The sequence below is a fragment of the Pacificimonas pallii genome (assembly GCF_019204005.1).
Classification (GTDB): Bacteria; Pseudomonadota; Alphaproteobacteria; order Sphingomonadales; family Sphingomonadaceae; genus Pacificimonas; species Pacificimonas pallii.
The window spans coordinates 1,012,326-1,032,939 of the sequence record NZ_JAGSPA010000001.1 but is presented as its reverse complement, the minus strand read 5'-3'; the positions used below and the strand labels follow the sequence as shown (position 1 = coordinate 1,032,939).

General features: G+C 61.7%; 16 protein-coding genes, 1 tRNA gene and 1 pseudogene. 13 read left to right on the top strand and 5 right to left on the bottom strand.

The window, feature by feature from the left end:
- Positions 1 to 3: 3 nt before the first annotated feature.
- Positions 4 to 1,128, top strand: a complete 1,125-nt coding sequence (locus tag KCG44_RS04885; protein ID WP_218444561.1) for a DUF8606 domain-containing protein — start codon at positions 4 to 6, stop codon at positions 1,126 to 1,128.
- A gap of 52 nt (positions 1,129 to 1,180) precedes the next feature.
- A pseudogene (locus KCG44_RS04880) lies at positions 1,181 to 1,978 on the top strand (IS5 family transposase).
- 496 nt (positions 1,979 to 2,474) lie between these two features.
- Here the strand turns inward: KCG44_RS04880 and KCG44_RS04875 are convergent.
- Positions 2,475 to 2,549 (bottom strand) — tRNA-Gly (locus KCG44_RS04875).
- A gap of 140 nt (positions 2,550 to 2,689) precedes the next feature.
- Between KCG44_RS04875 and KCG44_RS04870 the strand changes: the two genes are divergently transcribed.
- The 4 genes from KCG44_RS04870 (at position 2,690) to KCG44_RS04855 (ending at position 5,370) form a co-directional block, all read left to right on the top strand.
- A complete protein-coding gene (locus tag KCG44_RS04870) occupies positions 2,690 to 3,598 on the top strand; it encodes a tetratricopeptide repeat protein (protein WP_218444560.1) in 909 nt (302 codons plus the stop codon).
- A 13-nt stretch (positions 3,599 to 3,611) separates the two neighbouring features.
- Complete coding sequence (locus tag KCG44_RS04865) at positions 3,612 to 4,253, top strand: LON peptidase substrate-binding domain-containing protein (RefSeq protein ID WP_218444559.1); 642 nt, start codon at positions 3,612 to 3,614, stop codon at positions 4,251 to 4,253.
- Entirely contained in the window at positions 4,243 to 4,440 is a 198-nt protein-coding gene (locus KCG44_RS04860; protein WP_218444558.1) for a Trm112 family protein, read from the top strand. Before KCG44_RS04865 ends, KCG44_RS04860 begins: the two co-directional genes overlap by 11 nt.
- 360 nt (positions 4,441 to 4,800) lie before the next feature.
- Positions 4,801 to 5,370 (top strand): response regulator, encoded by a 570-nt coding sequence (locus tag KCG44_RS04855; RefSeq protein WP_218444557.1) that lies wholly within the window; start codon positions 4,801 to 4,803, stop codon positions 5,368 to 5,370.
- 25 nt (positions 5,371 to 5,395) lie between these two features.
- Here KCG44_RS04855 and KCG44_RS04850 read toward each other — a convergent pair whose 3' ends face one another.
- Entirely contained in the window at positions 5,396 to 6,610 is a 1,215-nt protein-coding gene (locus tag KCG44_RS04850) for a UbiH/UbiF/VisC/COQ6 family ubiquinone biosynthesis hydroxylase (RefSeq protein ID WP_218444556.1), read from the bottom strand.
- Positions 6,611 to 6,989: 379 nt separating this feature from the next.
- Here KCG44_RS04850 and KCG44_RS04845 point away from each other — a divergent pair, with 379 nt between their 5' ends.
- The 4 genes from KCG44_RS04845 (at position 6,990) to KCG44_RS04830 (ending at position 14,551) form a co-directional block, all read left to right on the top strand.
- Positions 6,990 to 9,308, top strand: a complete 2,319-nt coding sequence (locus KCG44_RS04845; protein WP_218444555.1) for a DNA translocase FtsK — start codon at positions 6,990 to 6,992, stop codon at positions 9,306 to 9,308.
- A 235-nt stretch (positions 9,309 to 9,543) separates the two neighbouring features.
- Positions 9,544 to 11,451 carry a toll/interleukin-1 receptor domain-containing protein gene (locus KCG44_RS04840; RefSeq protein WP_218444554.1) on the top strand — a complete coding sequence of 636 codons (1,908 nt, stop codon included), beginning with the start codon at positions 9,544 to 9,546 and terminating at the stop codon, positions 11,449 to 11,451.
- Positions 11,452 to 11,601: 150 nt separating this feature from the next.
- A complete protein-coding gene (locus KCG44_RS04835) occupies positions 11,602 to 12,696 on the top strand; it encodes a PEP-CTERM sorting domain-containing protein (protein WP_218444553.1) in 1,095 nt (364 codons plus the stop codon).
- A 13-nt stretch (positions 12,697 to 12,709) separates the two neighbouring features.
- Positions 12,710 to 14,551: a hypothetical protein gene (locus KCG44_RS04830; RefSeq protein WP_218444552.1), complete on the top strand. Its 1,842-nt coding sequence runs from the start codon at positions 12,710 to 12,712 to the stop codon at positions 14,549 to 14,551.
- Between the two features lie 180 nt (positions 14,552 to 14,731).
- Here the strand turns inward: KCG44_RS04830 and KCG44_RS04825 are convergent, their stop codons facing one another.
- Both KCG44_RS04825 and KCG44_RS04820 read right to left on the bottom strand, forming a co-directional pair.
- Positions 14,732 to 15,181 carry an ion channel gene (locus KCG44_RS04825; RefSeq protein WP_218444551.1) on the bottom strand — a complete coding sequence of 150 codons (450 nt, stop codon included), beginning with the start codon at positions 15,179 to 15,181 and terminating at the stop codon, positions 14,732 to 14,734.
- A 70-nt stretch (positions 15,182 to 15,251) separates the two neighbouring features.
- Positions 15,252 to 15,953: a peptidylprolyl isomerase gene (locus KCG44_RS04820; protein ID WP_218444550.1), complete on the bottom strand. Its 702-nt coding sequence runs from the start codon at positions 15,951 to 15,953 to the stop codon at positions 15,252 to 15,254.
- 177 nt (positions 15,954 to 16,130) lie between these two features.
- Here KCG44_RS04820 and KCG44_RS04815 point away from each other — a divergent pair, with 177 nt between their 5' ends.
- The 3 genes from KCG44_RS04815 to ribA all read left to right on the top strand — a co-directional run bounded on the left by KCG44_RS04815 (position 16,131) and on the right by ribA (position 18,878).
- Positions 16,131 to 16,730 (top strand): LolA family protein, encoded by a 600-nt coding sequence (locus KCG44_RS04815; protein WP_218444548.1) that lies wholly within the window; start codon positions 16,131 to 16,133, stop codon positions 16,728 to 16,730.
- A 302-nt stretch (positions 16,731 to 17,032) separates the two neighbouring features.
- Positions 17,033 to 17,824 (top strand): exodeoxyribonuclease III, encoded by a 792-nt coding sequence (gene xth, locus KCG44_RS04810; RefSeq protein WP_218444547.1) that lies wholly within the window; start codon positions 17,033 to 17,035, stop codon positions 17,822 to 17,824.
- A 7-nt stretch (positions 17,825 to 17,831) separates the two neighbouring features.
- Positions 17,832 to 18,878 (top strand): GTP cyclohydrolase II, encoded by a 1,047-nt coding sequence (gene ribA, locus KCG44_RS04805; RefSeq protein ID WP_218444546.1) that lies wholly within the window; start codon positions 17,832 to 17,834, stop codon positions 18,876 to 18,878.
- A gap of 137 nt (positions 18,879 to 19,015) precedes the next feature.
- Here the strand turns inward: ribA and KCG44_RS04800 are convergent, their stop codons facing one another.
- Positions 19,016 to 20,524, bottom strand: coding sequence for a flavin-containing monooxygenase (locus KCG44_RS04800; protein WP_218444545.1), 1,509 nt, complete (start codon positions 20,522 to 20,524; stop codon positions 19,016 to 19,018).
- Positions 20,525 to 20,614: the final 90 nt, after the last annotated feature.

Sequence of the window (20,614 nt, the reverse complement as noted above, 5' to 3'; positions counted from 1 at the left end):
ATCATGCCGATCCGCCACAGCATCTGGAATGTCGATAGCCGGCCCACTGCTCTGCGAGAGGCGACGCTGCCGAGTGAAGCGTTGCTGGAGGACATGATCGTTGCCGAACCGGCGATCCTTTCCGATCAGTGGATGATTATCGGGCGGCAGGCGAACACCGGCTTTGGCGGACGCATTGATCTGCTCGCAATCGCGCCTGATGCCTCGCTTGTGCTGATCGAACTGAAACGCGGCAAGACCCCGCGCGAAGTCGTGGCGCAGGCCATCGATTATGCCAGCTGGGCCGAGGATCTGGATACCGACGAGATCAGCCGCATCTTCTCCAGCTTTTCGGGAGGCGGCAATCTCTCCGATGCCTTCCGCGAGCGTTTCGGGCCGCCGCTGGACGAAGAGGCGCTCAACGATTCCCACCAGATTGTAATCGTCGCCTCGCACCTCGACGCCAGTTCGGAGCGGATCGTCAACTACCTCAACAAGCGCGACATTCCGATCAACGTCCTGTGCTTTCAGGTGTTCGATACTGGTGCGGGCCAGTTGCTGAGCCGCTCCTGGCTGCACGATCCGGTGGAGACGCAGGTTGCCGCCAGCGTCAGCGCCTCCTCTGGCCGGACGACCGACAAAGAGCCTTGGAACGGCGAGTATTATGTCAATTTTGGCGAGGGTGAGAGCCGCTCTTGGGAGGACGCCCGCAAGTACGGTTTCATCTCAGCTGGGGGCGGCACATGGTACAGCGGCACGCTAAACATGCTGGAGGAAGGGGACAGGATCTGGGTCCGTGTTCCGCAGCAAGGCTATGTCGGCGTCGGCATCGTCAGGGGCGAGCCGGTGCATGCGAATGATTTCGTACTGACCGAAGAAAGCGGCCGCCAGGTACCAGCGCTGCAATTGCTGACAAGCCGGACCTATCATCGTGAGGATGCCGATAACCCGGACAAATCGGAGTACTTCGTGCCGGTCGAATGGCTCGACACCGTGCCGCTCAACGAGGCTATTCACGAAGTCGGGATGTTCGGCAACCAGAATACGGTGTGCGCGCCAAAACGGGCGAAATGGCGTCACACGATAGACCGTCTGCGGGCGAAGTTCCCGAACTGGCAAGCTAGGCCTCGTGGACAAAGCTTGACCTGAGACTCGTCCTTCGATCCAAGGCTGCCTTTTGGAGGCGGCCTTGGGCGAGTGAATTGGGGTATCGGATGACGAGTTGGAGCTGATCGGGCCGCTGTTGCCGCCGGAGCGCAGTCGCGGTTGCCGCCCGGCGCAGGATAATCGGCGCTACTTCGAAGGCATGATGTGGATCGCGCGCACGGGTGCGCAGTGGCGGCATCTTCCCGATGAGTATGGCAAGTGGAACAGCGTCTTCCGGCGCTACCGAAGATGGGTCACGACCGGCGTATTCGATGCCATGCTCGAGACGCTGGCCGAGCTGGCGGGCCGTGACATCGCCGCCGACATGATCGATAGCACGGTGATCCGGGCACATCATTGTGCAGTCGGCTTAAAAAGCCTGTCCTGAGCCTGTCGAAGGGGGGGGACTCAGCAAACAGAGGCGCTCGGCCGATCTCGGGGAGGCTTCACCACAAAGCTCCACGCCCGGTGCGACGCAAGGGGCTTGCCGCTCGGCTTCATGCTGACGCCCGGACAGGTGCACGATGTGCAGGGCTTTGCACCGCTGTTCCGGATGATCGGCGATCGGATCGAAGCGTTCCTCGCCGACCGCGGCTATGATACGGATACCATCCGTGAAGAGATCGCCGCTGCCGGCGTCGAGGCGGTGATCCCCGCCAAAGCCAACCGCCGCATGCCTGCCCCGCACGACCGCGCGAAATACCGCTGGCGCAACCTGATCGAGCGGCTGTTCAACAAGCTGAAGAACGGGCGCAGGGTCGCCACCCCCTACGATAAAACCAAAAAGTCCTACCTTGGCTTCGTCGCGCTCGCCTCAATCAAACTCTGGATACCCTTTGTCCACGAAGCCTAGATCCCGAACTCGTTGAGATCTTCGTCCGAGAATTTCACCAGGAACGTGCGCGGAAGCACAATGCTCAGCGCCAGAAACTGCAAACACTCGAAAAAGAGCTAAATACAACCAAGCGCGAGATTGGCCGGTTAGTGGATGCAGTCGCCCAGGGCGGCGCAGAATTCCCGGAGATCCAGCAGGCCCTCGGCAAAGCAAACGAAAAGCGGAAAAGAATCGAGCGCGAGCTGGCTGAATCCGACGCTGTATCTGCGATCACCTTACATCCTCACATCGCCGAAACGTACCGCGATGAGGTGAGTAAACTCGCCAAAGCCTTGACAAGCGACGAGGAGACGACGCTACATGCCCAACGGATCATCCGCAGTCTGATCGGTGAAATAAAAGTTATGCCTCCTGGAGCGGAGCGCGGTGTGGACATCGAGGTTTCCGGCAGACCTGCCTCTATCCTCGCTCTCGCCTCTGGCGAGGAACTACCGGCAGCTATGTATGCTGTCGATGGAGCGGGCGAGGCGATTCGAACGCCCGACCCCAACCTTGGCAAGGTTGTGCTCTACCCCTGAGCTACGCCCGCTCATTCAAGTCGTAGGCGGAAGACATAATGTCCTCCGTGGGAAGCGCGCCAGATAACGACGCTTGTGCGTCTCCGCAAGCCCTTTGCGAATCCTGTCGTGCATTCCCATATGGCGGGCGAACCACAGGAGAGCGAAATTCATGGCCACACTCAGTACACCGGAAGGCGAGCGCGCCTCTCTGGAAGCCTTTCAGCGCGATGTCATCGAGGCGTCGATGGACGGCCTTGTTATCCTGGGCTTCCACGCAGAGTGGTGCGGCCCGTGCAAGCAGGTTGCTCCGGTCCTGGACAGGGTCGCCGCCGCCTATGCCGCAAAGGGCGTGAAGCTTGTCAAAGTGGACGTTGACAAGAATCAGACGGTCGCGGCGCAGTTTCAGGTGAAATCGGTTCCCACGATTTATGCCATTCACCGGGGCCGGCCGGTTGCCGATCTGTCGCAGGCGCGCAGTGAACCGCAGTTTCGCGAATTCCTCGACCAGATCCTGCCGCAGCTGAACAGGGATGGTCCCGAAGCCGAGGCCGCGCAGATGCTGGCGGAGATGAAGGCGAAGGCGAAGACTTTTGCCGCTGAGGAAAAACACCGCGAAGCGCTGGAAATCCTGTCGCAGCTGATCGGACAGGCACCGGATGATGAGGAGATCCTGGGCGGTGCCGCCGTTTCCCTGATCGCGCTGGGCGATAATGACCAGGCAAAAGGACTGCTGGCGCGCGTAGCGGAGGATTCAGCGACCGCAGAGGTTGTGCAGGCGCGCAAGGCGCTGGCGCTGGGTGAGCATGCCGTCGACGATGCCGAGCTGCAGGCGCTGGCGGACGTGGTCGCGGAACGCCCGGACGATCATGATGCCCGCATCGATTATGCCGAAGCCCTCGCCGCCGCTGGACGGGGCGAAGATGCCGCAGCACAATATCTTGAATCTATCGGACGCGACCCTGAACATGGCGAGGGTGCTGCGCGCCGGAAGTTGCTGGAGCTGTTCGAGGCGTCGGGCGTCGGTACGAAATGGGTGATGACCGCGCGGCGGAAATTATCGTCGATGCTGTTTTCATGATAAAGGGCCACGCATGACACGGATCAGCGCCGAAGGACTCCCCCGACGTATCGCGATCTTTCCGTTGAACGGCGCGATGGTGCTGCCGCGTGGTAATCTGCCGCTCAATATCTTCGAACCGCGTTATCTGGAAATGGTCCGCGATGCGATGGCGGGCGACCGCATGATCGGCATGATCCAGACGCTGGACGACAACCGTCTTTACGATGTTGGCGGTCTTGGCCGCATCACGCAGTTCACTGAATCCGACGATGGCCGGTTCACGATCATATTGTCCGGTATCACGCGGTTTCGTGTGCTGCAGGAATTCGACGCGACGACTCCCTATCGGCAGGTTGAAGCCGATTATGACGTCTTTCATAGCGATTTCGGCCAGCCCGTCGTGCTGGATGCGACGACACGTCAGAGCCTTGAGGAAATTCTGAAGGAATATCTCGATGCGCATGACCTCAGCGCCGACTGGGAATCGGTGAAACAGGCGGATGACGAATCGCTGGTGAACACGCTGTCCTCCGTTTGCCCGTTCGGCCCGGCGGAAAAACAGGCTTTGCTGGAAGCGGCCGATCTGCCGCGCCGCGCCGCCACACTGGAAGCGCTGATGCGTTTCGCGGGTGATGCGCAGTCCTCCGGCATCGGCAGTTCCAATGTCCACTGAATGGGGCGGGGCACCCCCGGACGTCGACCCGCGTGTGCTGGAAGTGCTCGTATGCCCGCTCACCAAACAGCCGCTGCGCTATGATCGCGACGCGCAGGAACTGATCAGCACGTCGGCGGGACTCGCCTATCCCATACGTGATGGCATTCCCGTCATGCTAATCGAGGAAGCCCGAAAGCTTGACTAATCGGCTCGACTGATCGGCGCGACATTGTCAATTCGGGTCGTCATCCGGCGTAATGGACGAAAATCGGACCTGTTGCTGGCGAAGCCAGGAACGGCTCCGTATCGTTTAGATAATCGCCGGTTCGCACATGGAAAATGAGCAGATTGGCACCGGCTGACACTCTGCAAATCGCGCCCAGGCCCTTGTAAACACAACATATGTTAAACCTGAATCGCTTGACGTGGGCGCGTGAGCCTTCAAAAGGGTGTGCCAGGGGACCGATGTAGTGGCGTGTGCGGCCGCGACGGCGGAGGTCAGGCCCATTGCCTGTTCCTTTCGCCGCGATTGCCGGGACCGCTGCGCCGGAAGTTGAGAAGCGTTGTGATACAGACCAATGAACGAAAACTGGCGGCCGACGTGACGGCGTGCGGGGACGAACAGCGTCGCCAGCAAAGTCATGTTCAGGCCGTAAACGGCAGTGATGCCGGTCGCGCGGCCCAAGCCGATCTGGCTGAAGGGGCAGCGCGCGGCGGGACTGTCAGTGATGATGCCGTCGCAACCTCGCGCACGGCCCGCGCATGTGAGGGCAATATCGCGCTTTGCGGCGATGTCCTGGTGGTCGAGGACAGCATCATCATTGCGATGGATATTGAGGATACCCTGATCAAAATGGGGGCGGATTCCGTTCATATCGCTGCCGATGTGAAGGAAGGTTTCGCCTTTCTTGCCAGAAGGCGCCCCGCTTTCGCTGTTCTGGACTTCAACCTGGGCGCGGAAACGAGCGCCGCTATTGCCAGAAAACTCGCCCTGATGAATATTCCGTTCGTATTTGCGACGGGCTATGATGAAGAAACAGAAATTGCGCGTGAATTTCCGGGCGTAAGCGTGGTTCAGAAACCGCTGGCCGAGGATGCGCTGAAAGCCGCGGTGAACAGCCTTCTGTCGTCGTGAAGACCTGCGCCTTGGCGTTGACTGGTCAGGGCCGCTCCCCGCGCAGCAATTGCGGCAGGTCACCCGAAGCGCCACGCGCTTCCGACATGAAGAACTGCTTTAGCGGGCCGGCGCGTTCGACCGCGCCCAGGCCAAAGGCGCGCACGCGGCTCATCGTCTTGCCCGGCAGGCCGAAGAATCGGTTCAGGATGTCCGTGCTCGCCGCAACGGCGACATTGTCGAACCCGCGCCAGCGCGAATAGCGTTCCAGCACCTCCGCCTCGCCAATATCGAGGCCAAGGCCAACCGCATCCCCCACCACCTCTGCAAGGGCCGCCGCATCCCGCAGGCCCATATTGAGCCCCTGTCCCGCGATCGGATGAATGCCGTGGGCGGCATCGCCGACCAGCGCAAGGCGGCTGGCCGTATAGGCCGTCGCGTGATGAAAACCGAGCGGATAAGATGATGGTGTCGCCGCGATGGTGATCTGGCCGAGGAACCCGCCGATCTTCTTGTCGATTTCCGCCGCAAGCGCACGTGGCGGCAGGCCCAGATAGGCCTTCGCGTCGTCACCCTCGACCGTCCATACGATCGCTGAGCGGGTGCCGGGCCGCATGGGAAGGATCGCAAAAGGTCCGGCCGGGTAAAACAGCTCGAACGCGACATCGCCGTGCGACTTTTCATGTTCGATCATACCGACAATGGCGGTCTGGTCATATTGCCACCGGGCGATCCGGATCCCTGCCGCATCGCGAATGCGGGAACGGCGCCCGTCCGCGCCGATCAGCAGCGGCGCACGCACCGTGTCGCCATTATCCAGCGTGACCGTGACGCCGTGTTCGGCCCGGTCGATCTCACTCGTTCTGGCAGGCGCGCGAATATCGATCAGCGACTCCGCCTGTCCGGCATCGATGAGCGCGCGGCGCAAATGCCGGTTTTCCACCATATGGCCCAGCGGATCGCCGTCCGCCTCGCGCCCGTCAAAGTGCAGATGCGCGCGCCTCAGTCCTTCGGTCACCCGGATTTCGTTGATCGGATTTGCGCTTTCCGTCAGCCTGTCCGACAGGCCAAGTGCGCGGAACATACGCCAGGATGCGCTGGCGATTGCCGTTGCGCGTCCGTCAAAATCCGGTGCGACGGTCGCTTCGAGGTCCGCGGCGTCAATCACGACGGTCCGCACGCCAAAGGCCGCCAGCGCAAGGGCCGTCACCATACCCACAAGACCGCCGCCGATCAGGATCGCATCTGTTTTCGTGTCCATGCCCCTCCCCTTACGCAGCGCGCGAAGGCCTGCAAGGCAGCAGCTTGCCGCAGCGTGATATGCCTTGGGGAAAAGCGGACGGTGCAAAACCGGGCAGCAGGGTCGTGCATCTGCACAGCCATTGTGCATCGCAGCACGAACCGATTTTCACAAAATTTGCACAACATCATGATATTATTTTATTTTACAGAATTGGCACGCCACTTGAAATACAGATTGCGAGATAGCGGGATTCCGCGTCTTGCTCGCTCGCACAGACCCTATCCGGGGGCCGAACATAACCTGGCCGGGGGTGCGTTTTGCGCCCTCGGCCATTTTTTGTGATCGGATTCACTATTCGTTCTTGTGCTGCCCCGCCACAATTTGCGAACATGCGCAAATGGCGACAGCGAAACCACGGTCCGCGGCGGCGGTTGGAAGCGGCAGTGCAGGCGGTGCCGCGCTGCGCAGCGTGCTTGGTGTCTGCATCGTCCTGACCGGCATCGCCATGGCGCTAGCGCTGCTCAGCCATGACCCGATGGACCCATCCCTGAACCGCGCGACAACGTCGGCACCGGCAAACTGGATGGCCGCGCCTGGCGCGCTCTTTTCCGACATGGCGCTGCAATTGTTCGGCTATGCGGGCGCGCTGATCGTCCCCCTTACCGTCATCACCGGCTTTCGGCTGGCGCGCAGGACCCCGCGTCCGCGCCTGGGCAGCCGCATCGCGATGACGCTGCTTGCCGTCCTTCTGGGTGCCGTCGGCCTGGGCATGCTGCCCATCACCGGTCCGCCCGCCGGCGCTGGCGGCCTGTTCGGGCAGCTTGGCGGCTGGCTGGCGGAAACCGTGGGCGCGTTGCTGCCGCCGAACAGCCCGCCCCGCGCCGCAGCCTACGCCCTCAGCGCGCTGCTCGGCATCGGTACGGCGGCATTGTTCCTGACCGGCCTTGCCCTTCCCAGGGGCATGATCGCCGCCCTGTTCGCGCGTGACCATGCCGAGGACGCCGAAATCCGTCCGCGCGCGCGGCGCAGCAGAGCGGCGGACGACGATGCCGAGCCCGTGCAGGACAGTGCGGCACCCGCCAGTCCCAAGCGTCCCGTGCGCAAGGTCGCGAAGGCGGCCAAGCCCTCGAAACGCGCGGCACGCGAACGGCAGTCAGCGCTTGGCCTAGGCGACAAGGCGCAGCTGCCGCCCCTGTCCCTGCTTGCCGACCCGCCGAAAAGCACCGGCGACAGGATCGACGAGGCCGCACTGGAACAGAATGCCCGCGTGCTTGAAACCGTGCTCGACGATTTCGGCGTGAAGGGAGAAATCGTCGAGGTTCGCCCCGGCCCCGTCGTCACCATGTACGAGCTGGAACCGGCGCCCGGCATTAAGTCGAGCCGCGTCATCGGCCTGGCCGACGACATCGCCCGCTCCATGTCGGCCGTATCCGCGCGGGTTGCGGTTGTGCCCGGCCGCAACGTCATCGGCATTGAGCTGCCCAATAAAAACCGCGAAATCGTGGTTCTGTCCGAACTCCTTTCAGACGCCAGTTTCGAACGCGCGAAAGGGGCGCTGCCGCTGGTTCTGGGCAAGGACATTGCCGGCCTGCCGGTCGTCACCGACCTGGCGCCGATGCCGCATCTGCTGATCGCGGGTACCACCGGATCGGGCAAGTCCGTTGGCCTCAACGCGATGATCCTGTCGCTGCTCTATCGGCTGGAACCCGGTAAATGCCGTCTCATCATGATCGACCCGAAGATGCTGGAGCTGAGTGTCTATGACGGCATCCCGCATCTGCTGTCGCCCGTGGTCACGGAACCCGCCAAGGCCATCCGCGCGCTGAAATGGGCGGTCGAGCAGATGGAGGAACGCTATCGCATGATGGCGAGCGTCAACGTCCGCTCGCTTGCCGCCTTCAACGACAAGGTTACCGAGGCCAAGGCCTCCGGCAAGCCGTTCGAGCGGCGCGTGCACACAGGCTACGACCCCGATTCCGGCCAGCCGATCTACGAGACCGAAACGCTGGAATATGAGCCGCTGCCGCTGATCGTGATCGTCGTCGATGAACTGGCCGACCTGATGATGACCGCCGGCAAGGAGGTCGAATTCCTGATCCAGCGGCTGGCGCAGAAGGCGCGCGCGGCGGGTATCCATCTGATCATGGCGACACAGCGCCCGTCGGTGGATGTCATCACCGGCGTCATCAAGGCGAACCTGCCGACGCGGATCAGCTTCTCCGTCACGTCGAAAATCGACAGCCGCACCATCCTTGGCGAGCAGGGCGCGGAACAGCTTCTGGGCAAGGGCGACATGCTGTTCATGAATGGCGGCAAGTTCCTGACCCGTGTGCACGGACCGTTCGTGTCGGATGAGGAGGTCGAACGCGTCGCCGATCACTGGCGCGAACAGGGCAGCCCCGATTATGTCGACGCCGTCACCGAGGAGCCTGAGCCAGAGCTAGACCAATATGGCATTCCCCTGCCCGGCGGCGGCGGCGATGCGCTGATGCCGGGTGAAGAGGAAGATCCGGAAGCCGAACTTCTCCGCCGCGCCATCAAGGTCGTGCAGGACACGCAAAAGGCCTCCACCAGCCATGTCCAGCGCCACCTCAGGATCGGCTATAACAAGGCCGCGCGGCTGATCGACCAGCTGGAGGAAATGGGCATCATCAGCGCGGCGGATCATGTCGGCCGCCGCGAAGTTCTGATCGATGGCAAGGGCAACCGGCTTTAGCGCCAATGGGCGGCGGCATTCTCAAGCTACACGCGATACGGCCCGCGCATTGCGAGCTGAAGCTTTCTCCAGAACCCGGCCATTATGAATTAAGGCCAATCATCCCCAATCCCGTCATCCTGGGCGTAGGGTGCTCCATGCAGAACCACGGCCATCGCCCCCTTCTCCAAAGCGCGCCTTGCCCCCGGAACGATTCTCGCGAATATAGTTAACGGGAAGTGGGGGGTAGCCGGTCATGGTGGTGGAGATGTATGACGGTGAAGAGCGGCGCGTGCATGCGCGCCTGCGCTATGCCGCGTTCATCAGCTATGCGCATAAGGACAAGCACTGGGCATCGTGGCTGCACCGGAAGCTGGAAAACTACCGCGTGCCGAAGGCCGCCGCGCACGAGCATGCCGGTCGCCGCACGCTGCGCCCGGTATTTCGTGACCGCGATGAACTGACGGCGTCTTCCGCCCTGGGGCCCGCGCTGATGGACGCGATTGAGGGTTCGGGCCATCTCATCCTGCTCTGCTCGCCGGCGTCAGCCAGGTCGAAATGGGTGAATGAGGAAGTCCGCGCCTATCGCAAGCGGCACGGCGCGGCGCGGGTGCTGCCGTTCATCGTCGATGGGGAACCCGGTTCGGGCGGCGATGATGATTGCCTGCCGCCCGCTTTGCTGGAACCGGAAACCCCCGGCGGGCCGCCCATAGAGCCGATCTGCGCCGATGCCCGCAAACATGCCGATGGCAAGCGCCTCGCCTTCCTCAAACTGGCGGCGGGGATGCTCGGCATCGGCCTTGACGAGCTGGTCCGTCGCGACCAGGCCCGGCGGCAGCGCCGCATGGCGATCATCACCGGCGCGTCCATGACGGCGTCCGTCGCCACCGGCGCACTGGCGCTCTACGCCAACGACCAGCGCGCCGAAGCCGTCGAACAGCGCCAGATGGCGGAAGCGAACGAACGCCGCGCCGAGGCGACCGTGGATTTCCTGGTCGACACCTTCGCCGTGGCAAATCCGGCGACCGAAAATGCGCGGACGATCACCGCCTTTTCGATTCTGGAACGCAGCGCGGACCGAGTGGAGACGGAGCTGGCCAATGAACCGGCAGTACAGGTCCGGCTCTATCAGGCTCTCGGAAGCATATATAAAAATCTGGGGCTGTACGACGAGTCGGACACGATGCTGTTCCGCGGCAAGAAGATTGCCGAACCGGGGTCGGAAGCAGCGGCGTGGCTAAGTCTCTATTCGGGGCTCACAATGTATCATCGAGGGCGTCTGGATGAGGCGGAGAAAACGGTCAGTGATACGTTACATGGCATCCAGGATGATTGGGACAAAGCCGCAGAATTACGCGCATGGGGGAATGAACTTCTTGGACTGATCCACCGAGACAAGCTTCAAATACCTCAGTCCTTAGAATTTTATACCACAGCTATAAGCTTATATATCGAAATGGGCCCAGAATATGATACGGCCCGGGCGCGTGCGATAGGCGTTAAAGGCTTGGTACTCGCGCAAGATGGCCGCTTTACCGAGGCGAAAGCCGCCTACAAAGAGGCGCTGAAAATCTACGAACGCGAAGCGGGTACAAAGCACATCGATTACGCGACCACGCTTAATAACCTAGCCTTCACGCAGCTACAGGACGGCAACGCTGAAGCTGCTATCGAGGGAGCGAAATTGGCGTTAGAAATATTGGTTAGTATATTGGATGAAGAGCATCCTACGCTTGCGCAGTCCCGAATGAATCTTGGTAACTCGTTGTACGCCTTGGAGCGCCTACCTGAGGCAGAGGAAATGTACCGTAGCGCGTTAAATGGATTGTCGTCCGCCTATCCAGAAGGCCATTTCGAAACCGGTTTTGCTCACGTGTACCTTGCGATGTCTTTGAGCGGCCAAGGGCAAACTGAAAAAGCCCTTAAGCATTTGCAGTTCGCGAAAAAAAACTACGACATTGGCTATGGGCAAAAACATGCCAATCACGGAGACTTAGAAATACACCGGGCGATTGTACTGCATGCCGCCGGACGAGTTAAGGAGGCGGGAAATGCATGCATTAAGGGCGCAAATATCCTAGCGGAAACGATTGGGCTCGACAGTGTGAGCGCACAGGGCCTTCTGGAAAAATGCGCGCAGAGAGGTCTGCCCATCACTGGTTGACCTGCGAAGCTTTATAGGGCATTTTCGTAAGCGGAACGAACGCGTGATCCGGGGGGCACGCCGCAGCATATTTCCCGTTTGTCTTTCGTGTTCTCATTCATTTTCAACATGATGACTTGTCAGCATGTTGATATAAGAGAGGTATGTAACGTGACAAATGGATATAAGACGTCAATCGTGATGGCCGCAGCTGCTTTGGCTTTTCAATCCGGCAGCGCGCTCGCAAGCGTCGTCACCACGACCCAGCTGGATACCAATATCGTTCCACGATCCGGTGACGCGCCTTCTGTATCCGCACCTGGCGCGACGAATGTGGATGACATCACCATCGCCGACACGCAGGGCTTCGGGACGTCGTTCGGCAATGCGCAGGCCAGCGTATCCCAAGATGAAAACGGAACGATCAGCTATATCAACCACTCCGCAGCCGCTGGCGACGGCACAACAAGTCGGTCCTCCACCCTGATCCGGCAGACGATCACGAACAATTCCGGCGCCGCTCAGGATGTTCGTATTAAGCCGCTCGTTTTCGGTGGTGGTGCCGCTCTATACATCCCTGACATGCTAGGAGACACATGTCGGGACGGGCGTATTGTCACCTGCGCTGCAAGCACGCGGGATTTCGATGGTGGCGGTTCCCTTTCGATCTTTGCTGCGGGACTAAGGGCAGAAGCGACAGTCGACTTTACGATAAGAGTGAATGGAGCCGAGATATTCACATTTGATCTTTTCGCGGCTTTCGCAGAAAACGATAATAACGGCATATCGCTATTCACCAGGTCTGATGACCTGAACAAATTCAATGGCGGCGAAGCTTTTCTGAACTACGATGCCAACACGGTGTTATTCAGCTGGCAGGACACGCTGCTGGATATTTTTGCGGGTACGCTGGGTGTTGGTGACACTTTTGACATTGAGGTTGAATCCAATGTTACCTCAAAGTCATCGGATATATGTCTGAACGACGGCCAGGATAGCTGCATGGCGGCCATCGCCACTTTCAGCGACCCTCTTGGCGGAGGAGGGATCGCCGGCGGCGGCGGTTTCAGTGCGTTGAGCCAGGGGCTGTCACCGCGCTCGCTGCCAGATCCTCAGGTCTTCTTCCGGGCCGCCGGTGATCCCAATGCTCCGGAAATTCTGCAAAACCCTCCCGGCATGCAGGACGTCCCCGCACCGGGTGCGCTCGCGCTGTTCGGCATCGCGGCGCTGGGCCTTGGCCTGATGCGCCGACGCGCGGCGGTTTAAGCTCAGCCAGGGGATGAGTGCCCCCCACCCGCCGCGACCGGCGCTTGCGCTGAATGTTGGCGTTACCGGGCACCGTACAGCGGTCATGCCCGAGGCGGCGCTGCGCCGGGCGGTGCCGCATCTGCACGCGATTTTCGGCGCGCTGGCCGAAGGGGTGGAGCGGCTGCACGACACGCATGGCGGCGCATTGCCGTCCGCATTCGCGGAGACGCCGCCGCGGCTGGTCCTGCATTCGCCCATGGCGACGGGCGCCGACCAGATGGCGGCGGAGGCGGCGAAGGCGCACGGGTTTCGCGTGCGGGCGCTGCTGCCGTTCGAGCGCGGCGAATATGCCAATGACTTCGCCGCCGGCCCGGAACGCGAGACGTTCCGGACCATGATGGCCGATGCGGACAGCATCTTCACCCTGCCCGGAAAGCGCGAGAACGAGGCGGCGGCCTATGTATCGACCGGCCATACCGTCGTGGCGAAATCCGATATTCTGATCGCCATCTGGGATGGCAAGCCGAGCCGGGGCGAGGGCGGCACCGGGCACATCGTACAGCTTGCCGCGGCGCGCGGTACGCCCGTCATTCACATTCCCGTGTCGGAGGCACCGGGCGCGTCCGGCGCCCTGCCCGTCATTCTTGGTGCGCGGGAGGACCTTCATTCCGGGGGCGCCGAGCCCGCGCCGCCCGTCCCCGCCAATATCGATACCATCTGCGCCATCATCGCCGATCGCCTCGGCCCGCCGACGGATATCGAAAAGGCCGAGCTTGAAAGCTACTTCTCTGAACGCGAACGCCGGACCAATGCGCGCATCGAATATCCGCTTCTGCTGGCATTGACGGGCGTGAAGAAACTCACCGGCGGCGCATGGCGGCAGGACCCGTTCGAGGAGAGCGCGGCCGCCGAATGGAAAACGCTGCGCGCGCGCACAGTCGACGCCGGGCCCGACTTCGCCCAGGGCCTTGACGTGCTCGAGCGCGCTTATGGCTGGGCGAATGGCCTGGCGATCCACTACGCACAATTATTCCGCAGCGGCCATGTCATGAATTACTGCCTGGCCGCGTTCGCGGTCATGCTGGCGCTGACCGGCCTCGTCCTGCCAGACGCGAAATTCTATCTGGTCATTGGCGAACTGGTCGTCATCGGGCTGCTGTTTTACTCTACCAGAGCGGGGCACAAGGGTGACTGGCACCGCCGCTGGCTGCAATATCGCTACCTCGCTGAAACGCTGCGTCCGCTCCCCTATTTGCGCCGCACAGGCGTCGCGATCCCGCCTTTTCTGGATCATCGCATCGCCAGCCGTTCGCGCCGCGCGGACCGGGGCACGAAGTGGACCAAATGGTATGCCGGGGCGATCTGGCGGCAGATGCCGGACCCGGCGGGCGTCGTGACCGATGAGACCGTCACGCAGCTGTCCCAGCTGATGATCGAGGAACAGCTGGAACCGCAGGCCAGCTATCACCGCGTCAACGCGCACCGCATGCATGACCTCGACCACCGCCTGCATCAGGTCGGCAATGTGATGATGGGGACGGTGATCGCGGCCTGCCTGCTGTTCGTTGTCGGCTATCTGTTCTTCAAGCCGTGGATCATGGCCAATGTTTACTGGTTCGTGATCGTGACCGCTGGCCTTCCTGCGATCGGCGCGGCGGTTTACGGCATTCGCGGTCACGGTGAATTCGTCCTGGCCGCCAGCCGCTCGCACGCCACTGCGCACGATCTGGAGATCAGCGCCGCGCGCCTGCGCAAAGCCCGCGATCTGGACGCGCTCGCCGAAGAACTGGAAAGCGCCGCCGGGATTATGCTGGCCGACCTCGGCGAGTGGACCATGGCCTATCAGGAGCGCGAACTGGCGATCCCGGCGTAGCTTGTGGGTGATCCCTAACGGATCACATCCCGTTCCGCCCCGCGCCCCCGCCCAGCCACCCGCAAGGATACACTCATGGATGGCTGGGCGGGGGCGCGGGGCGGAACGGGGCTCAGCGCAGCGTCAAAAAAAGCGAAACGGCATGTGATCCGTCAAGATCAGACCCAGAGCCTCCCATCCCTATTCCCCCTCGACCTCCGCGCCCCATAGCTGCTCCATCATCAAATAGGTAAAACTGCTGCTCCACGCGATCAGGACCAGCCCGTGCAGCGATTCTATTCCCGTCAGCAGGCGCATCGGGCCGGTCGGCACAATGTCGCCAATCCCCAGCGTGGTGTAGCTTGCGATGGAAAAGTAGAAGAGATCGAACAGCGTGTCGGTGCCGCCGCCCTCACGCGCGCCGTTCAGCGTCCCGACGCCCAGCCAAAGCTCCATGACCAGATAGCCCAGCGCGTAAAGAAACACTTCGGCCAGATGCGCCACGAAGATCACGCCAATCACCAGCAACATCGGATGCGTTGTCCGGCGATCATCGCCCATGACCATGCCGTAGCACCAGCGCAGCACGCGAAAATGAATGATCGAGGCCGTGACGACCAGCAGCGCGGTAATGAAGACAGTCTCAATCACGCCGGCCGTTCCCCCCTGTCGTCGCGCGGACCAGCCTAACCCGCGACGGGGTCACCCGCAATCGGCGTGCCTAGCCGCCTTTTTCGGCACTGCGGATCTGCACGGGCTTCGCGAGGATTTCGCCGCGCATGCTGCCGGTGCCCTCATTGGGATCGGTGGCGTCGTCGAGGATGTCGAGGACGACATCCATGCCCTCGACCACCTTGCCAAACGCGGCGAAGCCCGGGGCGCCGTCTGCCGCGTCCAGTGACACCAGGTCGCCGACGACGATGAAGAAATCGCCAGTGGCGGTCCCGGGCGCGCCCATCGCCATTGAGATCGTGCCTGCGGTGTGCGACAGGCCGGTCTGGGTTGTCGGCTCGTGCCGGATGGCGGGCAGGACCATTTTCGGATTTCCCTGCGTCCCGCCCTGGATCAGGCCGTATCCCTCGGCGATGTTGGAGGCGCGGTAAAAGCTCATGCCGTTGAACCGCCCCTCCCGCACATAGCGCAGGAAGTTCTTCGCGGTGATCGGCGCGCGTTCCACCTCGAGCGCGATCACGATCGGCCCTTTCGCGGTATTCAGCGTCACCTGCTCCGTCCGAAAAACCGGCGGCGTTTCAGCGGCGACCGCTTGCGCTTCGCCGCCGGGGGCCGCAGTGTCCGGTTCGGACTGGATTTCCGCCCGCCTTTCCTGTTCCGCCTCCAGCTCCACAGGCGCGGCGGCAGGCTGCGCGGATGCCGTTGCAATAGGAAAGGCGAAAAGGGCCGACAGGCAAAGCGTTCGAATCATGACAAAGCTCTTACCCGGTCCGGCCTGAACCTGTCATGTCCCGACCGACCTGACATTCAGACCGGGCGAAAGCGGAGCCCTGTCCCGTATCGTTCGTTCATCGCCGGGACATTCAATTGCCATTCAAGCCCGTTCAGGCAGAAGGCGGAATACACATGTTTAGGGAAGGCTGCACGAATGATGCGCTTCAAAATGATATTGACCGCCCTTCTGGGGCTCGCTTTGGCCGCGCCTGCTGCGGCGACACTGCCAGAGCTGACGCGCCATCTGGAGGCGACGAAGACCATGACCGCGAACTTCACGCAGGTTGCGGGCAATGGCGCGACGACGACGGGGCGGGTGTATCTCGCACGGCCCGGCAAGATTCGCTTTCAATATGAAAAGGGCATCCCGCTGCTCGTGGTGGCCGATGGCAAAAGCCTGAATGTCATCGACTACGAGGTCCGCCAGGTGCAGCGTTTTCCCATAAAATCGACCCCGCTGTCGGTTCTGCTCGATCCGCGCGCCGACCTGGCGAAATTCGCGCGGGTAAAATCATCGGACGACCAGGCGCTGATTATCGAGGCTCGCGATCGCAAGCATCCGGAATATGGCATCATCACGCTCTATTTCGACCGGGAGCGCGGTGCCCCCGCCAACCTGTCACTGACCGGATGGAACGTCATCGACGCGCAGGGCAATACAACGCGCGTCGCGCTGACCGATGTGAAGTTCAACGTCACCGTCAATGACAATGCGTTCCGATTCAGGGATCCGCGCACGCGGAAGCGGCGCTGACGCATGCCGATCTCGCAAATCGGCGCAGAACGCTTCGCATCCGTAACCGATTGGGGCCAAAGCGCATCGCGCGCGCGGTGGGGCGAGCCTGCGCGGCATTGTGACCTGCGGCGCGCCCAACTACCTTTAACGTGGTGAGCGGAACGGGACGTCGCAGGATTTGCCCCCTGTTATCTGTGGCGGCCTGTTCACGTTCACTTGCGTGACGAGCGCAGTTACGGCCTCCGTCTCTTTTCTTTTTTGGAAAGGGGCGGAGGTCATTTCTTTTGCGGCCACCGGCGCGGGACGCTAGCTGACTTGGCATGAGCACATTGAAATTCGTCAGCTGGAACATCAACAGCGTCCGCATCCGCCTTCACCTGATCGAACAGCTGGTGATGGCCGAAGACCCGGACATCATCTGCCTGCAGGAAACCAAGGTGCGGGATTCCCAATTCCCGCACGAGGCCTTCGAAGGGATGGGATATAAATATCGCATCCTGAACGGGCAGCCGATGCATCACGGCGTTGCCATCGTTTCCAGGGTACCGCTGACCGAGGACCGCCGCCATGACTGGCAGGACAATGGCGAGGCACGCCATATCGGCGTTCGCCTGCCATCGGGCCTGTTGCTTGAGAACGTCTATATCCCTGCGGGCGGTGATGTGCCTGACCGTGAAGAGAACCCGAAATTCGGCCAGAAGCTGGATTTTTACGAGCGCATGACGAAATGGTCGGAAACGCTCGACACGCCCACCATCATGATGGGCGATTTCAACATCGCGCCGCTGGAATCCGACGTCTGGAGCCACAAGCAGCTCCTGAAGGTCGTCAGCCATACGCCCATCGAAGTCGACACCATGAAGCGGTTGCAGGACGCGCATGGCTGGGTCGATGTCGGCCGCCTGATGATCCCCGCGCCCGAACGGCTCTACACATGGTGGAGCTACCGCGCGAAAGACTGGACAAAAGGTGATCGCGGCCGCCGTCTCGATCACGTGTGGGTCTCGCCGGAACTGCGGAGCAAGATCCGCGCGCACCGCGTCCTCGAACCCGCGCGCAGCTGGGAAAAGCCAAGCGATCACATTCCGCTGATCACCGAGATGGAGGTCTAGCGCCCTTATGAGCATCGCCGCCGAACGGGCCATTGATGAATTGAGGCGGGGCCGCGCGGCCAATGTCGCCGGCCTTGCCGTGCTGCCCGTCGAACTTTGCGGCGAGGATGCACTGGAGGCGTTCGAGGGCGATGCGCGCGCGGACATTCTGATTACCGACAAGCGCGCGGCCCAGCTCGCCCTTGCGAACCAGCTGGGCGCGGCAGGCATGCAGGCGGTCGGTATCGCGCGCCCTGACTGGATCGACGCCGCGGGCGCGGCCGCGATAGCGGATCCCACATTGGACCTGTCGAAGCCGATGAAAGGCCCCTTCCGCACAGTCACTGTCGACGATACCGCGCGCGCCAGGGCCGCCTTGCAACTGGCCAAACTGGCCGGACTGCTTCCGGCGCTGCACATGCGGCCCGCGCGTGACGACGATAATTTCCTGACCGTCGGTGTCGCGGAGATTGAGGCGCACCGCGCACCGGCCACACTGGCCGAAGTCACCCGCGCGCGCCTGCCGCTCAAGGCGGCGAAAGATACGCAGGTCATCGCTTTTCGCAGCCCCGGCGGTCCAGAGCATCTGGTGCTGATGATTGGCAAGGGGGCGTATGGCGACGCGCCGCTGACCCGCCTGCACAGCGCCTGCCTGACGGGCGATGTGCTGGGCAGTCTGAAATGCGACTGCGGCGACCAGCTGCGAGCGGCGCTGGATGCCATCGCCGCGGATGGCGGCGGCATTCTTCTTTATCTTCAGCAGGAAGGTCGCGGCATCGGTCTCCTCAACAAACTGCGCGCCTATCGGCTGCAGGATCAGGGATTCGACACGGTGGACGCGAATCTGCGCCTTGGCTTCGAAGTCGACGAACGTGACTTCGGCATCGCCGCGGCGATGCTGCGCGGCGTCGGAGCGGCCCGCATTCGCCTGCTCACCAACAATCCGCACAAAGTCGCCGGGCTAGAGGCGGAGGGTGTCGCTGTCGATGACCGCGTGCCGCTGATCGCGGGGCATGGCGAGCTGAACGCCGACTATCTGGCAACGAAGCGGGACCGTACCGGACACCAGCTTTAGAGGCGCGCCGCGCGCGCGGGAATATCCTTTGCCAAGGCGCAACACGCAAAGGTGATCATCCCTCGGCGGCGCTCGGGATGATCGGGCTGCGGGATTTGGCGCGGAGAAAACCGATCCGGCTCCCGCCAGAACGACCGCTATTCCGCCGCCACCGCCATATCCGTCTCATCAGCGGCAACCGCGCCCGCCTTTGAAAATATCAGTGTCCCGTCGTCGATCGGGCCTTCGGTCAGGTCCTTGCGATCGCGCACATAATTATGCGGTTGCTGCCACGGTGCCAGGTTCGTCGATTTTGGGATCATGTTCTCCGCTCGGGAAAAATATCCGGACGTCAGATTGGCGAATGGCTGTTCCTCATACTGGCCTTCGGGCGGCATCTGGGGTGTGACGATGTCCATGCCCTTCGCCTTCATTTCGTTCAGCAGACGGCAGACATAGATCGCCGTGATGTCCGCCTTCAGCGTCCAGCTGGCATTGGTGTAACCGAACGTCGCGGCCAGATTCGGTATACCCGCATACATGACGCCCTTATAGGGGTAGGTCTCGTGAACGCCGACCTTGCGGCCGTCCCTTGTGATCGTCATGCCGCCCAGCAGTTTCAGGTTCAGCCCGGTCGCCGTGACGACGATATCGGCCTTCACCTCCTGGCCCGATTTCATGCGGATGCCATCCGCGGTGAACGTATCGATATGGCCGGTCACGATGTCGGCGGAGCCATCCTTCAGGACTTCAAACATGTCATTGTCCGGGATCAGGCACAGGCGCTGCTCCCACGGCCCGTAGGACGGCGTCAGATGCGTATCGATGTCATAATGCGGGCCAAGCGCCTTGCGCGCCATATCAAGAAGCTTGTCGCCGACCTTTTTCGGGTCCTTGCGCGCCTTGTTAAAGAAAAAGTGCTGCATCCATACATTCTTGAACCGCGTGAACCTGTATGATGTTTTCGAACCCAGATAGCGCCGGATGAAATTCGCGATCCGGTCCTCGGCGGGCCGCGACACCATCCATGTCGGGGAGCGCTGGACCATGGTCACATGCTCCGCGTCCTTCGCCATGGCGGGCACCAGCGTGACCGCGGTCGCGCCAGAGCCGATAATGGCAACGCGTTTTCCCTTATAGTCCAGGTCCTTTGGCCAGTGCTGCGGATGCACGAACCGGCCCTTAAAGTCCGCTTCGCCCGGAAATTCAGGACGATAGCCCTGATCGTAATCATAATAGCCGCTGTTCATGAACAGGAAACCGCAGGAAATGGTATGACGCTCACCATCCCGCTCGACCGTGACCGTCCAGCGCGCGTCCGCGCTTGACCAGTCGGCATGCACGACCTTCATCCGGAAGCGGATATGGGGCGTGATGCCATAATCATCCGCGGTATCGCGAACATATTTCCTGATGGACGGACCATCGGCGATGGCTTTTGCCTCGGTCCACGGCTTGAACATATATCCGAGTGTGTGCATGTCGCTGTCGCTGCGAATGCCCGGATAGCGGAACAGGTCCCACGTACCGCCAATGGCTTCACGCGCTTCGACAATTGCGTATGTCAGGTCGGGGCAGCGCTCCCCCAGATGCACCGCGGCGCCAATGCCCGACAGGCCTGCCCCGACAATCAGGACATCTACCGATGTTGATGGTTCAGACGACATGACCCGCGCTCTCCCATTTCCTCAGGTGGAAATTAGAAAGGGCGCGGGCCATGAACAAGCTAGTCAAATTTGTGTGGGCCGGTGGCGGCC

Excerpts from the sequence above, each read along its gene's own strand:
- KCG44_RS04885 (WP_218444561.1), top strand. The coding sequence starts at position 4 with ATGCCGATCCGCCACAGCATCTGGAATGTCGATAGCCGGCCCACTGCT.
- KCG44_RS04870 (WP_218444560.1), top strand. The coding sequence starts at position 2,690 with ATGGCCACACTCAGTACACCGGAAGGCGAGCGCGCCTCTCTGGAAGCC.
- KCG44_RS04865 (WP_218444559.1), top strand. The coding sequence starts at position 3,612 with ATGACACGGATCAGCGCCGAAGGACTCCCCCGACGTATCGCGATCTTT.
- KCG44_RS04860 (WP_218444558.1), top strand. The coding sequence starts at position 4,243 with ATGTCCACTGAATGGGGCGGGGCACCCCCGGACGTCGACCCGCGTGTG.
- KCG44_RS04850 (WP_218444556.1), bottom strand. The coding sequence starts at position 6,610 with ATGGACACGAAAACAGATGCGATCCTGATCGGCGGCGGTCTTGTGGGT.
- KCG44_RS04845 (WP_218444555.1), top strand. The coding sequence starts at position 6,990 with ATGGCGACAGCGAAACCACGGTCCGCGGCGGCGGTTGGAAGCGGCAGT.
- KCG44_RS04840 (WP_218444554.1), top strand. The coding sequence starts at position 9,544 with ATGGTGGTGGAGATGTATGACGGTGAAGAGCGGCGCGTGCATGCGCGC.
- KCG44_RS04830 (WP_218444552.1), top strand. The coding sequence starts at position 12,710 with ATGAGTGCCCCCCACCCGCCGCGACCGGCGCTTGCGCTGAATGTTGGC.
- KCG44_RS04820 (WP_218444550.1), bottom strand. The coding sequence starts at position 15,953 with ATGATTCGAACGCTTTGCCTGTCGGCCCTTTTCGCCTTTCCTATTGCA.
- KCG44_RS04815 (WP_218444548.1), top strand. The coding sequence starts at position 16,131 with ATGATGCGCTTCAAAATGATATTGACCGCCCTTCTGGGGCTCGCTTTG.
- xth (WP_218444547.1), top strand. The coding sequence starts at position 17,033 with ATGAGCACATTGAAATTCGTCAGCTGGAACATCAACAGCGTCCGCATC.
- ribA (WP_218444546.1), top strand. The coding sequence starts at position 17,832 with ATGAGCATCGCCGCCGAACGGGCCATTGATGAATTGAGGCGGGGCCGC.
- KCG44_RS04800 (WP_218444545.1), bottom strand. The coding sequence starts at position 20,524 with ATGTCGTCTGAACCATCAACATCGGTAGATGTCCTGATTGTCGGGGCA.